At 55.6% G+C, this 13,061-nt stretch carries 14 protein-coding genes; 9 read left to right on the top strand and 5 right to left on the bottom strand.

The annotated features are described in order from the left end of the window. Positions 1–412: 412 nt before the first annotated feature. Complete coding sequence (locus ACODNH_RS23480) at positions 413–610, top strand: heavy-metal-associated domain-containing protein (RefSeq protein WP_306710584.1); 198 nt, start codon at positions 413–415, stop codon at positions 608–610. Between the two features lie 108 nt (positions 611–718). Here the strand turns inward: ACODNH_RS23480 and ACODNH_RS23475 are convergent, their stop codons facing one another. Then, positions 719–982 carry an MTH865 family protein gene (locus ACODNH_RS23475; protein WP_306710587.1) on the bottom strand — a complete coding sequence of 88 codons (264 nt, stop codon included), beginning with the start codon at positions 980–982 and terminating at the stop codon, positions 719–721. 63 nt (positions 983–1,045) lie between these two features. Continuing rightward, a complete protein-coding gene (locus ACODNH_RS23470; protein ID WP_306710588.1) occupies positions 1,046–1,258 on the bottom strand; it encodes a hypothetical protein in 213 nt (70 codons plus the stop codon). A gap of 228 nt (positions 1,259–1,486) precedes the next feature. Between ACODNH_RS23470 and ACODNH_RS23465 the strand changes: the two genes are divergently transcribed. Further along, complete coding sequence (locus ACODNH_RS23465) at positions 1,487–2,677, top strand: PQQ-binding-like beta-propeller repeat protein (RefSeq protein ID WP_434531909.1); 1,191 nt, start codon at positions 1,487–1,489, stop codon at positions 2,675–2,677. A gap of 6 nt (positions 2,678–2,683) precedes the next feature. Beyond that, complete coding sequence (locus tag ACODNH_RS23460; RefSeq protein WP_434531825.1) at positions 2,684–3,307, top strand: hypothetical protein; 624 nt, start codon at positions 2,684–2,686, stop codon at positions 3,305–3,307. A gap of 29 nt (positions 3,308–3,336) precedes the next feature. Here ACODNH_RS23460 and ACODNH_RS23455 read toward each other — a convergent pair whose 3' ends face one another. Then, the gene (locus tag ACODNH_RS23455; protein WP_434531824.1) at positions 3,337–4,635 is read right to left on the bottom strand and encodes a DUF6498-containing protein; all 1,299 of its coding nucleotides are present in this window, start codon (positions 4,633–4,635) and stop codon (positions 3,337–3,339) included. 210 nt (positions 4,636–4,845) lie between these two features. Between ACODNH_RS23455 and ACODNH_RS23450 the strand changes: the two genes are divergently transcribed. Beyond that, the gene (locus ACODNH_RS23450; protein ID WP_434531823.1) at positions 4,846–5,277 is read left to right on the top strand and encodes a DCC1-like thiol-disulfide oxidoreductase family protein; all 432 of its coding nucleotides are present in this window, start codon (positions 4,846–4,848) and stop codon (positions 5,275–5,277) included. 71 nt (positions 5,278–5,348) lie between these two features. Here ACODNH_RS23450 and ACODNH_RS23445 read toward each other — a convergent pair whose 3' ends face one another. Further along, the gene (locus tag ACODNH_RS23445) at positions 5,349–5,573 is read right to left on the bottom strand and encodes a hypothetical protein (protein ID WP_434531822.1); all 225 of its coding nucleotides are present in this window, start codon (positions 5,571–5,573) and stop codon (positions 5,349–5,351) included. A gap of 185 nt (positions 5,574–5,758) precedes the next feature. Between ACODNH_RS23445 and ACODNH_RS23440 the strand changes: the two genes are divergently transcribed. Continuing rightward, positions 5,759–6,211 (top strand): pyridoxamine 5'-phosphate oxidase family protein, encoded by a 453-nt coding sequence (locus ACODNH_RS23440; protein WP_434531821.1) that lies wholly within the window; start codon positions 5,759–5,761, stop codon positions 6,209–6,211. A 107-nt stretch (positions 6,212–6,318) separates the two neighbouring features. Here the strand turns inward: ACODNH_RS23440 and ACODNH_RS23435 are convergent, their stop codons facing one another. Further along, positions 6,319–8,472, bottom strand: a complete 2,154-nt coding sequence (locus tag ACODNH_RS23435) for a hypothetical protein (protein ID WP_434531820.1) — start codon at positions 8,470–8,472, stop codon at positions 6,319–6,321. A gap of 118 nt (positions 8,473–8,590) precedes the next feature. Here ACODNH_RS23435 and ACODNH_RS23430 point away from each other — a divergent pair, with 118 nt between their 5' ends. Genes ACODNH_RS23430 through ACODNH_RS23415 form a run of 4 tightly spaced genes read left to right on the top strand, consistent with a single transcriptional unit; the run spans position 8,591 to position 12,714 of the window. After that, on the top strand, positions 8,591–8,968 hold the full coding sequence (locus ACODNH_RS23430; protein ID WP_058991837.1) for a response regulator transcription factor: 378 nt from the start codon (positions 8,591–8,593) through the stop codon (positions 8,966–8,968). Between the two features lie 15 nt (positions 8,969–8,983). Then, the gene (locus ACODNH_RS23425) at positions 8,984–10,108 is read left to right on the top strand and encodes a HEAT repeat domain-containing protein (protein WP_434531819.1); all 1,125 of its coding nucleotides are present in this window, start codon (positions 8,984–8,986) and stop codon (positions 10,106–10,108) included. Positions 10,109–10,111: 3 nt separating this feature from the next. Further along, positions 10,112–11,548 carry a glycosyltransferase family 2 protein gene (locus ACODNH_RS23420; RefSeq protein WP_434531818.1) on the top strand — a complete coding sequence of 479 codons (1,437 nt, stop codon included), beginning with the start codon at positions 10,112–10,114 and terminating at the stop codon, positions 11,546–11,548. Positions 11,549–11,571: 23 nt separating this feature from the next. Then, positions 11,572–12,714, top strand: a complete 1,143-nt coding sequence (locus tag ACODNH_RS23415) for a GAF domain-containing sensor histidine kinase (RefSeq protein ID WP_434531817.1) — start codon at positions 11,572–11,574, stop codon at positions 12,712–12,714. Positions 12,715–13,061 lie beyond the last annotated feature (347 nt).

Raw genomic sequence — 13,061 nt, 5'->3', positions numbered from 1 at the left:
TTGCTATGGGCTCAACGAACCGGTGTTCGACTTGACCGACAGGGCTACAATCCCTGTAACTGCTGCTCAAAAGTTCCAACCGCCGTAATTGCTCTTAGACCAGACCCGCTGCTCATCTGTGGTGGGAGCTACGAGTACGCCTCGGTGGGACTCATCGTAGCTTGATCAGAACGGTGTTCTGAGGATCGTTCCGCTTTTGGCGAAGTTGGTCGAGAACTGCTTGGAGTGTTCCCGAGGCGGTGCAATCCTTCTTTACTGAGCGCCGAAAACTATATCAATAATATTCTGGTATATGTATGCCTATCTACTGAATTGATATCTCAAATAACCGTATTCTAATAGGACTATGTACTACTTTCCTGATAGTTAAGTCGTAACGGAAAAGGTCCGTGCTTTCTTCGTCAAAACTGCTATGTCTACGACGTTGACCGTCGAAGGGATGAGTTGCGGCCACTGTGAGCAGACCGTCGAAGAGGCTATCGAAGCGCTCACCGGAGTGCAAGGCGCTGAGGCCGACAAAGACGCCGAGCAAGTGTCTGTCGACGGCAATGTGAGCACAGAACAGCTCATCGCCGCTGTGGAGGATGCGGGGTATGACGCGGAGGCCTGAGACAGCCCCGTCGCGAACGCTGTTATAGTTGCTGTCGATACGGCTTCGTTCCTACTGCTGAGTAGCGAATATCCATCACGCAGTCAAGCGGTGTGAGGAACGTCCCGCTCAGTCAAACAGTCCTTCTTCCCGAAACCCAGTCATCAGGTCGTCAATGAGGGCCTCCGCCGTCTCGTACGGGTACTCTTGATAGTCGGCGTATTCTGCACCGAAATCCATCACCCCGACGCGTATATCACCCGCCTCGAATGTCGTACCTGGACCGTCCGGCAGGGCTGGCACCAGTTCCATCGGTTCTTCGACGGGGTAATCCGCGTTCGTGAACACCGACTCTAACTCCGCCCTGAGTTGCTCAGCAGTATCTGTTGCCATGTCGGAGAGTTAGGTGAGAAGGACAAAAGACTTGTTCTGAGTCAACAGACAGCTAGTGTCGTATCACTCAGTATAGCCAAGGTCGCGGAGGTTTTCTAGAACCGCTTCATCTTCAATGGCAGTGTCGATGGCTTCATCCATGATATCCTGCCGCTGTTGAACGACTTGGAGAAGTTGTCGCGCACTTCTGAGTTTGTATCGGACTTCAGGGTCGTCCACGTCATCTAAAGCGCCTTCCAATAGTTCGTCCATCGTCGCAAGTGTCGTTTCGGCCATGGAAACGCTATTGCGAACGGTTCACTAAGCTTTGCTGGATTTATCGCAGGCTGAGCCGCCAATCGATAATAGAGCGGGCTTCACCCGACAATTGACTTGAGGATAGATGGACGGTCTGGGTCAACAGAAGAGAATTTCCGCCTCACCAGGATATCGTATTAACATTTTTTATGCAGGTATCGGAACGAACAGTCGATGCCCTCCACATCGCGGCGGACATTCCTCGGAATGGTCGCCACCGGAACAGTCGCCAGCGTCGCTGGCTGTTCGTCGACGTGTCCCGACGACGGCACACCAGACCCATCTCATACAGTCGAGCCGGGTTTCGACAACCCCGGCTTCAAAACGGTACCCGACGGCTCGTGGCCCTCGCCGCGGTTCGACGCAGCGAACACGGGCTATGCGCCAGTGCAGATGAAGACGACAACACCATCGGTCAGATGGCACGCAGATATTTCAACAATGTCTGGTGACAGTAAAATCACCGGTGCAAGCGCGGTGGTCGTCGCCGACGGAACTGTCGTGCTAACGACGGCGACCGGTGTCGTTGCCCTATCGCTCCGTGACGGCACAGAACAATGGCGGCGTGATCTCACACCGGTGACAGTCCCGTCAGTGGTCGACATCGTAGACGAACCAGCGCCACCAGTGATAGCTAACAGTCGCGTCTTTCTCGCGACGGCAGACGGTATCGCTGCATTCGAGGTTGCGGACGGAACAGTTGCGTGGCGAAACACCGACACGGCCGGGGCAGGCGTTCCAACGGTGACTGACGACGCCCTGTTCGTTCCCACGACTGACGGGGTAGCGAGATTTGCGATCGACGACGGACGCCGGCAGTGGACGGCAGACGCCGACGGGGCGAGGCTGGCCATGGTGGACGACACCGTCGTTGTCGCCGGTGAGGAGATAGTTGCGATAGACGCCGCAACCGGGGCGGTCCAGTGGAGACGCTCGGACCGGCCCGGTGGATATCCTGTCCTGTCCGATGGGACGGTCTATGTGAGCAACACGTACGGCGATCTGCTCGGCCGGTCACTCACAGACGGGACCGAGCAGTGGCGTCTCGACAACAGGCGGTCGCTTGAGTTCCCGGTCGTGACGCCCGAGAGTGTGTATGCAATCGAGCGGCCCGGTGAGGCCGCCAGTGCGACGTTCGCCTTCGACCGCGTCGATAACGGTCCACCGGAGCCACGGTGGTGTTCGGAAATCAATCTCGGTGGCGCCGTGACTGCCGCGGCTGATGACGCTGTGTTTACCTTCCAGCCTGATGATGGCCTCACCGCGTTCACAACGCGTTTTGGCGAGGCAGTATGGCAGTATCCAGCCGAGTATCAGGCTGTCTCACTGGCAGTACTCGATGGCGGAATCGTGGGTGTCTCTCCAGATGGTACTGTTGTGGCTCTTGGAGGTGAGTGACCTGCTATGCGTCACTCATCTCGGATCGCCGCTTCGCTCCTCGGTCTGAGTGCAGTCTGTCTGCTCATCACCGCAGTGCCCCTTGAACTCTGGCCGACACCGCGGCCGGGAGATTCGTATGTATTCAACCCACCGCTGCTTAGTGCAATTTGGGTGCAACAGACACTCAGGCCCGGACTCATCATAGGCGCGAATGCGCTACTGGTGGTCGGTCTCGGTGCCGTCATCAGGCGTGACAGCGCGTCGATGTCACGCTTGCAGCGCGGGTTCGCATTCGGCGCTCTCTGTGGGACTGGGGCCTGTTTGCTTGGAACACTGTTGTTCACTACAGCCGGCACAGACGATATCGGGAGAGAACTCACCGCCTTCCTCATCTGGGCTCTTGCAATCCCGCTCATACTCCTGGGACTCGTCGGTTGGGGCGCTGGCTACCTCCGGGCGGACAGTACTCAACTCGGTGCCGCACTCACCGTCCCACCAGTACTCGCTGTCGCATACATCGGTCTCTCGATGGCAGGCATTGACTTCTCACCCGTTGGCAGGCTGCTGTTGATTATCCCAACGAGTGGCATGGCACTAGTCGTCGGTTATGACCTGTGGACCGACAACACCGTCTCCGAGGATAGATAACGAAGCCCGCCACAGGCCATTCAAACGACTCAGCCGAGTAGACCAGCCCGACCGGGGAGTATCTGTTCTGAACGCTCAGGTTGTCGGTCAAACGCCGCCACGACTGCGGTGGTCTCAGGCAGATGTGGCAGTATATACTCGCCGTCAGCGTGTTCGATAGTAACCGTCTCTGTTCCCAGCAGCGAATCAAGAGGCGTCTTCTCAACGCGGAGGCTGCTTTCCTCCCACGACTCGATCCGCCAGAGTGCCGTGCCAAACAGACGGTCATATGCGACGAGCGCACCAGCGTCAGAGTCAATTCGGTATTCGACCGTCCCGTATCGCAATAGCTGATCGAGACACAGCAGGAGAACCGGGATGCTAACGCTTGCGACAACAATGACGGCAACGATGTCCCACGCACCCCCAATTGCAAACAGGGCCGCAACGAGCAGCCCCAAGCCGCCGATAAGTGCACTTCCCGGGTGATATGGGAGTCGGAGGAGGCCGCCGATGACCCGTCCCCAGCGAACCGGGCAAACGCGCTCCGGTGCATCAGCGAGCATCCCGTCGATAGATCGTGCCTTCGGCGGGGCCGTTTGCCAGCCGTATTCCTGATCGTATGACTTGAAATAGACAGCAAGACGGTCGCTATAGACGCCCAGGAGATCAGAGGTGAATTTGAGGCAGACGACCATGAGTAACAGTGGGAGTCCGACGACAGTCGGATCAAGACTGCCGAGTTCCGCTTCAGGCCCTTCCGTAGCTGCTGTTAGCAGTGTCAGAGTGAGTATGCCGCCGAAAAAGACAGTACATATCCGAGGTAACAGTCCGCGAAACGCCGTCGTCGAGTTATGTTTCCGATATTCTCCGTTGTAGAAGTAATTGCGTACCGTTGTGACGCCCGTCAGAACGAAGATCCCAACAGTTGCAAGCAGCACGCCAGTTACCGTTTCTGTAGTGGGTTCCGGCAGTGGCCCGACGAGTAGGGCTCCAGTAAACAACCAGACGACCGCCAGGATGAGAATGGTAATTGGGAGCACGAGCAGCGTCGTGAGATAGACTCGCAGACCGGTTCTCGGGACGGAGAGGGAGCACTGTCGTGTCGCCAGTGACCCGATAAGTAAGGTGCCAGTCTCAATCTCCGGTGGGCGACCGGCAAACACTGCTCGGACAAGTGCCCAGACCGAGTCGACACCGAGCTCAAACCAGTAGAGAAACAGCAGTGCGGCCGCATTCCAGTCGAGAAACGCAACACCAACAATCGGGAGCGAATTCGAGGCAATAGTACCAAGTAGTTCTGTCCGACGGCTATCCTCTGTACAGAGAACCCGTCTGGTGAAGGGCATTACTCCGTGGTGATAGCTAATGACGTATGAACGAACTGATTACACAGCAACTGTGCCAAACAACAGGCAAGAGTCGGCACACAACTTCGGCTCAGGCGAGGGTAGTTCAGGGAAATAAAGGCAGATAAGTCGCGGTCCGAACTGGCCACTGACACTACCTACGGCCCCCCCAATCCAACGATATATGCGTCGAGAACCCCTAGTGGGTACATGGCTCGTTTTAGTTCGGTTCTCATCTACGACGGCGAATGCCCGTACTGCTCAGTGGCTGCGAAAGCTCTGGAGCAGGTCGACGATATCGGCGCGATCTCATGGTATGATGAGTCAGCTCAGTCGTTTCTGACGGCCCAGTTCGACGAGCCACCGTTTGCGATGGTGCTGGTCGATCGGCCGGCAAAGCAGGTGTACGCGGGGCGGGCAGCCGCCGAAGAACTCGCCGGCCGCGCCGGGCTCCCCGATCTCGTCGGTTCGCTCGTCAGAGAGAACTACGAGAGGATCGCGCATGTCGTTGGTCTGGCGAGTGGGCGCGGCAGAGAACCGGATGATGTCCACGAGCGCTACGTACTAGCAGACGACGCGAAAGACTGCTTCGGTACGCTTGCGAGGAACGCTGTTGATCGGGATATTCGCGCCGACGCATAGCCGTGTGCTCACAGCCCAGCGTTCTGTGAAGGAGTTGTGCCCAGACGACAGCAGGAAGGGGCACCTATCTCTTACTCACGTGCTTCTCTCGCGGCGGTTGTGAGCCGCCAGCGGCGAACGCCTCTGTGTGTGTTGAACCCGACTAATCCCTTCAACGCGAGTTGTTGGAGGTGTGTCGTGACATACGGTTTTGGGGCCGAAAGACGTGCAGAGATGTGTGCTGTCGGGACCGCCGTCGCCTCACAGTCTTCAAGGACCGCCAGAACTTCGTCGTTAGTCAGTGGGTCGATCGCCATACCACCTGTTCGGACTGACAGGTAACAAAGTCTTGTACTCGGGTAGCAAGTGACAGGGAGTAGTGTTGGTCGTTATCTGTTATAGTGGTGGCCTGCGCTCCCCCGGGTCGTTAATCAAGACTCGAATTCCGAGGTTCTGGGAATCCTATCATAGTTTAATCCAGTATCAAGAACATATTTTAGCTATGAGTTCAGATTACCAACCCTTGTTGGGCGCGGAATTGGAAGAATCGGTCATTGGTGAGGTACTAACTGAGAGAGGTGTTGGTGTGCTGTCGATGGCCGCTGAGGGAGTGCCATACGGCGTGCCGATATCTTTCGGGTACGACGGAGAGGACACCCTGTATTTCGTGTTTTTGGGCGCAACCACCGAACTCCGGAAAGAAAGTTACGCGGAACAGACGGATATCGCGAGTTTTACCACCTTCGATATTGGTCAAGATGGTGCATGGCGGAGTGTGATTGTCTCCGGACCGCTCAACCGCATCGAAATCGACGAATGGGACAGCGCACGTGAGTCACTCGCTGATAACGCGTACCAGTCAAACCTTCTCTCTGAGTACGAACTGCAGGAGAATCCTAACGTGTGGGCACTGAAACCCCAAGAACGGTCAGGCCGCGCTGTCGGACAGCAGTGATTGTGTGTCTTTTTTAGTCCTGTGCTGACGGGCCATGCTGTAGTTAACGCTGCCGTGGACATGAACGAGTCGCCATGTGGGCACGAGCGCGGGGGTTTCACAGCAAGCTAACTCCACAAGTTCTGCAAAACGTCATATGATTGTTTTAATCGCTCGGTATATGATGGCTGGTTCCACTGTTCCCAGTTGTACGTGGCTGTGTCCACTGTCGTACCGTTGCGTCCGGGGAGAGCGTCTATGAGATTTGTTGTGCCATCGATGGTCTGTGCCTGTCGTCCATCTGTGGTCGGACGGTACGTCGCGGCGCCAACTGTTACTGTCTCGAAAGACGTTGTTTCAAGACCGTCGGACCAGTCCGATGCGATTCGCTGTTTGGTTGACGGATCAGCAACGTTGAGTAGAACCCAGGGCAGTCGCATCTCGACTGTTCGGTCTGCCGGACTGACGTGGACATCAGTGAGCGAATTGTAATCTGGCGATGACGGGTCCCCGTTCGCGTAGGTGAGCTGTCCCGTTTCGACGGCCTCGAACGGAACCACATCGCCGGTCGCTGGGACAGTGTATCCACGATTGATAGGCTCGCGGACGGGAACGAATCCCGCCGTTCCGTCGCGATATTCCTGAACTGGTAAGCCCGCCTGAGAACCGAATTCGCGGGCGAACGCGTCGAACGACGACTGGACCAGCAGACGGGATGTCGCTGGTCCACGCAGGTGAACGACAAAGTCAGCAGCGGCTGTCGCACCCGTATTGAGTGGAAGAGATGTCTCTTGCCCACGTAGTCCAACTGTCAGGATGATGTTCACCCGACTCCAGTCCATCGGGTCAGCTACGTCACCGAGCGTTACTCGCATCTCTAATCCTTCTAAACTGTGTGAGATGCGAAGCTCCTCGAGTTGTTGATCGGCTGGAACATTGGCTGCTGTTTGTGGCTTGATGACAGTGGCGTCGTTCCAGTCTGAGCTGTTGCCGGACAGGGAAACAGAATTCTCCGGCTCAAACGCCAACAATCCGAATCGCTGTTCGGGAGTCTCAATGTTTGACCAGTACGGACGACGGCCGGGGACCGAGCGGGCATCAAGATTCCACGTCCGCTTGAACCACTCGTCTTGCCATGCGAATGCAACGCCGCCTGCGGTGCCTGCTTTGACGATGTCCTCGTACATCGCCGCGACGATCTCGCCCTGGGACTGCTCAGTATGTTGGCCCTGATGACGCCCATGTACGTCACGGTGCGCGATACCCCGTGAACTTGGCACTCCGAACTCAGCAATGAGGAGTGGATGGGTTGTCACACTGACCAGGTCATTGAGGTAGCCGGCATAGCTATTGGGCTCACCACGGTGGTCAATAAAGTCGACGTAGTCCGGTGTTTCATTGAGCAGGTCGGGATAGTACGGGTAGACGTGGTAGGCCGCAAACGTGCCCGGATCGAACGCATCAGTTGTGGTAACAGTATCCGGGTCAATCGTGACTGAATCTTCGTCGACAAATGGCTCATACGGATGCTCCAGCGGATCAGTCGTCACCCAGTTGACGAACCCGACAGGGGCTTGCCAGTCATGGTTGGTTGTTTCGTGAGCGACAGTACCGTCTAACCGCTCCGCAAGCCACCGCTCGAAGGCACTCCCATCACTCTGTACGTACGACCCGCTGTACGTCCCAGCGTCGTTGGCTTGGTTCGTTGCCTCGACCACGGATGGTGGCCACTCGATACCGAATAAATACCCCAGAAGCCACTCGTGAACATCAGCATCGTAGATACCACCAGCATGCCCGGGTCGGTCCGGAAGAGTCGTGTCACCGTGGACAACGTCCACGGTACGCTGTAGCTCCTGATCGACCGTGTCTGAGATGCTGGTTGCATCGCCTGCGGTGACTAGTGGCTCGTGTGGTACCCACGTTCCCTGCAAGAGGTACAACGGATCGGTTGCATCCGCGTTGTACGCTGCAAGGGCGTGATAGAACTCGGGAGGATGAATCGTATACGTTCGGATAACATTGGCGATAGCGCCGATATCCGCTATCCAGCGGTCGTATTCGTCCCGTGTAATGGCTGCCGACCCTGGGAAATAGCCGGGCTTTGCCATACCAATGTTCAGGCCACGAACGGTCAGCGGTTCATACCCGTCGTCAGTGAGTCGCTCAAACCCTTTCCGACGGACCTGAAACATCGGTTGATTACCGTTCTCGCTTAAACACCCCGCAACACCAGCAGCCCCAGTCACACCGACAGACGCGAGAAAGCGGCGACGTTCCATAGATAGCATATGGTTCTGTATCTGATTACTCTATTGCCCTCTAATGGATAGTAATTACTAGCCACTGATATATTATTAGACGGACTTTTGACCCTGCATATATTAGCGACGACAACAAATGGGTGATGAAATACTCGTAGTTGATGACGATGAAACACTTCGGCAGTTGCTCACCCACCGATTGGAGAGTGCGGGATACGCTGTCCGCGTCTGTGAGGACGGACAGGCCGCGGCCGATCTGCTTGATACGGGGTATGAACCAGCACTGGTTATTTGTGATGTGATGATGCCGCGTCTGGACGGGACCCGACTACTACGGATGATCCGGGGTGGTGAGTTGGCAGTGCGTTCAGACTTACCCATTGTCATGCTCACATCTCGTGGACAGGAAGAGCACGTACTAGAGGGGTTTGACTCCGGCGCGGATGATTATGTCACCAAGCCGTTTCGTGCGCAAGAGCTACTAGCTCGGGTTCGAAGATATGCGACGGCGTGAACAGGAGTGCCGGTGATGCAGGGTGCTGTGGCGGTAGGTGAGTATTCCGTACCCATCAGTGTCATCCTCGCTGTTATAGGACTCCTCGTTGGAATCGGACTCATAGTCTCGCTTGCACTCACAATGGGGCTGTCGAGCTACCGGTATCTCAAGGCCACACAGCGGAGTCGTGTGCGCTCGGACGTACAAGACGAGCTACTCAGCAGAGCCTTTGCACCAGAATCAAAGTGGGACGAATGGGTCCCTACTCTTTCGAAGACAGAACGGAGCGTCGCGATGGAACTTCTAGCAGAGTATCTTCGTGAGCTTGACGGGAGCGAAGCCGACTCGCTCAAGCAGTTCGGTGCCGCGTTGGGCATCCCAGATGACGCCCGGTCTGATTTAGAACGTGGTCATACGTTCGTTCGATTACAGGCGTTAACGTGGCTCATCAGACTAGATGATCCAGACCCGTATCATGCGGCATCTTACGAGCCAACGACACAGGCCGAGCGAGCGGCCGTTGCGCGTCTGCTCTTTCAGACCGGACAGTTGGATTCCCCCGCAGAGGGCGTCGAGTTACTGCTAGATGGGGCGACAACGGAGTTCAGTGTCTTTGGTCAAGATACGCTGTATCGGCTTGCACGGGAGGCCCCCGATACGATGTTTGCACTTGCAGCAAACCGGTACGAGGCGTGGTCAGATGCACTGTTGGCGCAAGTGTTACTCGTTCACGGACAACTCGGAACCGGCATTCGCACAGCAGATGTATCTTGGTTAACATCCAATTTGGAGGCTGATGACGAGGGTGTACGAGCAGCCGCAGCAAGTGCGCTTGGCAGTTTCGGCTGGCGACCGGAGCTTCGAGATTCACGGTTTCTGGCCCGGGCCACGGCTGATTCCTCGCCGCGTGTTCGGGGTGCTGTCTACGAGATGCTGGGTTCATGGGGCGATCAAGAGGCAGTGACAATCCTTCTCTATGCGCTTGTTTCCGAAGAGGATCCACGGGCGTTAGTCCGTGGAACGAACGCACTGGTGCGACGACAGGATCAAATCGGTCGTAGTGGACCAGCTATTCTCGGCGCTGCCTGGGAATGGAGCAGTGAACACGTATCATACGATAGTGTCGCCCGGGGCCACACCCGGGCCACCCAGGGATAACTAATGCATTCAACGACTCATCTGGCCGTCACAGTGTTTGGCGCAATTGGGCTGTTCATTCTTGCCTACTATCTCGTAGTAAACGGCTATTATCTCTGTCTCCATATTCTGGCTCTGTTCGAGTTGCGCGACGACGTGCGTGAAGCAAACTGGGATGAGCCGTTCAGGCGGTTTGCCAGCCCGTTTTATCCAGGGATTGCGCTTGTCGTTCCAGCCTACAACGAGGCAGCGACGATTGAAGAGAGTGTCCAATCGATGCTGTCGCTGAACTACCCAGAACTCGAGGTTGTCGTCGTCAACGATGGGTCAACTGATGAGACACTTGAGAGATTGATCGAACGGTTTGAACTCGAGGAAATCGAGGCAGCCGTACCATTCGAAGTGCCTAGCGAAGAGATACACGGGACATACCGGTCAACCCGATACGAGGAGCTATTGGTTGTTGACAAGGCAAACGGGGGCAAGAGTGACGCACTCAATGCCGGTATCTGGCTGACAGAGATGGCGCTGTTCTGTGCGGTCGATTCGGATACGATTATCGACAGAGATGCATTATTGCAGATCGTCAAACCGTTTCTCAAGCGGCCGGGGACGACAGTGGCGACAGGCGGCGTCATCAGAGTAGCAAACGAATGTATTGTCAAGGATGGCCTCGTCAAAGAGGTGAAGCTTCCGAAGACTGGGCTCCCAGGACTACAGGTAATGGAGTATCTCCGTGCGTTCTACTCCGGTCGACTCGGACTCAATCGGCTCAAAGGATTAATTCTCATCTCGGGTGCGTTCGGTCTCTTTCGAACCGACGTTGTCCGCGAGATTGGTGGCTATCGCCATGACACGATTACAGAAGACTTCGACATCATCGTTCGCCTCCACCGGTATCTGACCGACGAAGGACGGGAATACACTGTTGATTTTGTGCCCGAGCCAGTCGCCTGGACGGAAGTTCCAAGCAATAGACGTATGCTCGGCCGCCAGCGCCGTCGCTGGTTCCGTGGAATGGTTGAGACGGTTGTTACGAATCGAGGAATGCTATTCAACCCATCGTACGGCCGCGTCGGAACAGTCATCCTTCCGTTCTTTGTCGCAGCGGAGATGTTTGGCCCACTTATCGAGGGGCTAGGCTACATTATTCTCCCGCTTGCGTGGTACTTTGGGGTGTTGAGCATCGAATTTGTCATTGTTTTCTTTTTGCTTACGACTGGGTTTGGTATCTTCCTGTCATGGTTCGGCGTGTTCAGCGAAGTCTGGAGCTTCAACCGATATGAAGACCCACGGCAGATAGGACGATTACTGTGGTACGGCGTGCTGGAGAACTTCGGTTACCGACAGTGGAAGACTATCGTGGCCTGGCAGGGCCTCATTGAGTATTTCCGCGGAGTAGATAGCTGGGGCGTCATGGAACGGGGCGGGTTCAGCGTTGAAAACCGTGAAGATAGCTGAGAACTGAATGTAACCAAATGGCTATGTCAGCCGATGCTGACGATTACTTTCGAGACCTGTATGAACTCGGCGCAGATCGCTCATTGGCATTAGATGAAAAAATCGAGCAGGCGATAACAATCGGACGTGATCGACTGGGGCTGGCCTACGGAGTGCTCTCATACACAGCTGAAGGCGAGTATAATGTCGTTGGGTCAACTGTTGAGACGGGCGACTACGCAGTCGGGACAGTCCACAATCTTGACGAAACGTGGTGTCGGCACGTTGTCAAGGACCGCGAAATGCTCATTGTATCTGATGCGGACGCCTCGGAATATGCTGATGACATCGCCGCAGAGGCTACCGGGTTGCAGTGTTATATCGGTGCACCAATACTGGTCGACGGTGAAACATATGGAACGCTTTGTTACTCTGACGACAGCCCTCGAAAGGGCGAGTTTGAAGACCAGGAACAACAGTTCGTCGAGCTATTAACGCAGTGGATTAGCTACGAAATAGAGCGGCACAAACACTACCAGACCGTCGAAGCGCAAAATGAGCGACTCAACGAGTTCGCTGGGGTGCTTGCACACGATATTCGGAACCCACTGACGGCTGCAATCGGATACACAGAATATGCCTTGGAATCCGCGCCGGACGCAGTTGCGACGCACTTACAGACAGTGCTTGACTCCCTAGACCGGATTGAGACACTCATCACAAATACACTCTCGCTGGCCCGCAACGGCGCGGATGTTGGAGAGCGAGAACCGGTCGATATCGCAACGATTGCACGTGACGCATGGGATATCGTTTCGCCGCCGAGCGCCACATTGACCATCTCTGATAGTCGCACGATTATGGCTGACAGGTCGCGTCTCCAGCAATTATTCGAGAACCTGTTCCGTAATGTCAAAGAGCACTGTGGCGAGGATGTGACAGTCACGGTCCGGGGCACAGAGACCGGATTTGAAGTCAGTAATGACGGGCCTGAACTACCGGAGCCGATAGCAAAGTCGGTGTTTGGTGGCTCGTTCGGCCAAAATCGAGTCGGCCTCGGCCTCCTAATCGTAGAGCGAGTCGTTTCTGGGCATGGCTGGGAGGGCGACGTAGAAACGACACCCGAAGAAACCAAATTCATATTCTCGGACATTGGGACGGCCACGAAAGCTGGCAAGACAGTCTGAGCCCACATGATTCGTCCATCGGTACGGGTACAAAATGTAGCGTCGCCAGACTAGACATATTTTGGTTAATTTCTCATATACAAGACGGTATTGCGGCACATTCATCCAAGACTGTGGCTATTTTTCCACTTAATTACACCACCAATGGGATGTTCTCCCCAAATATTAAAATACTTGACTACAATACTACGCTACATGAAAAAGCGGTTGCGAAAAGCACTGGATACAATACCTGTCCCACGGGAGAAGCCCAGCGCAGGCCTTGACGCGTGCACAGAATGTGGCGGGCCCTCGCTACCCGGCGCTGGCCGCTGCACTGACTGTGTAGAAAGCTAACATCGGGTTAC

Source organism: Haloarcula sp. NS06, assembly GCF_051122755.1.
GTDB lineage: Archaea > Halobacteriota > Halobacteria > Halobacteriales > Haloarculaceae > Haloarcula.
This window is presented reverse-complemented; position numbering and strand designations above follow the sequence as displayed.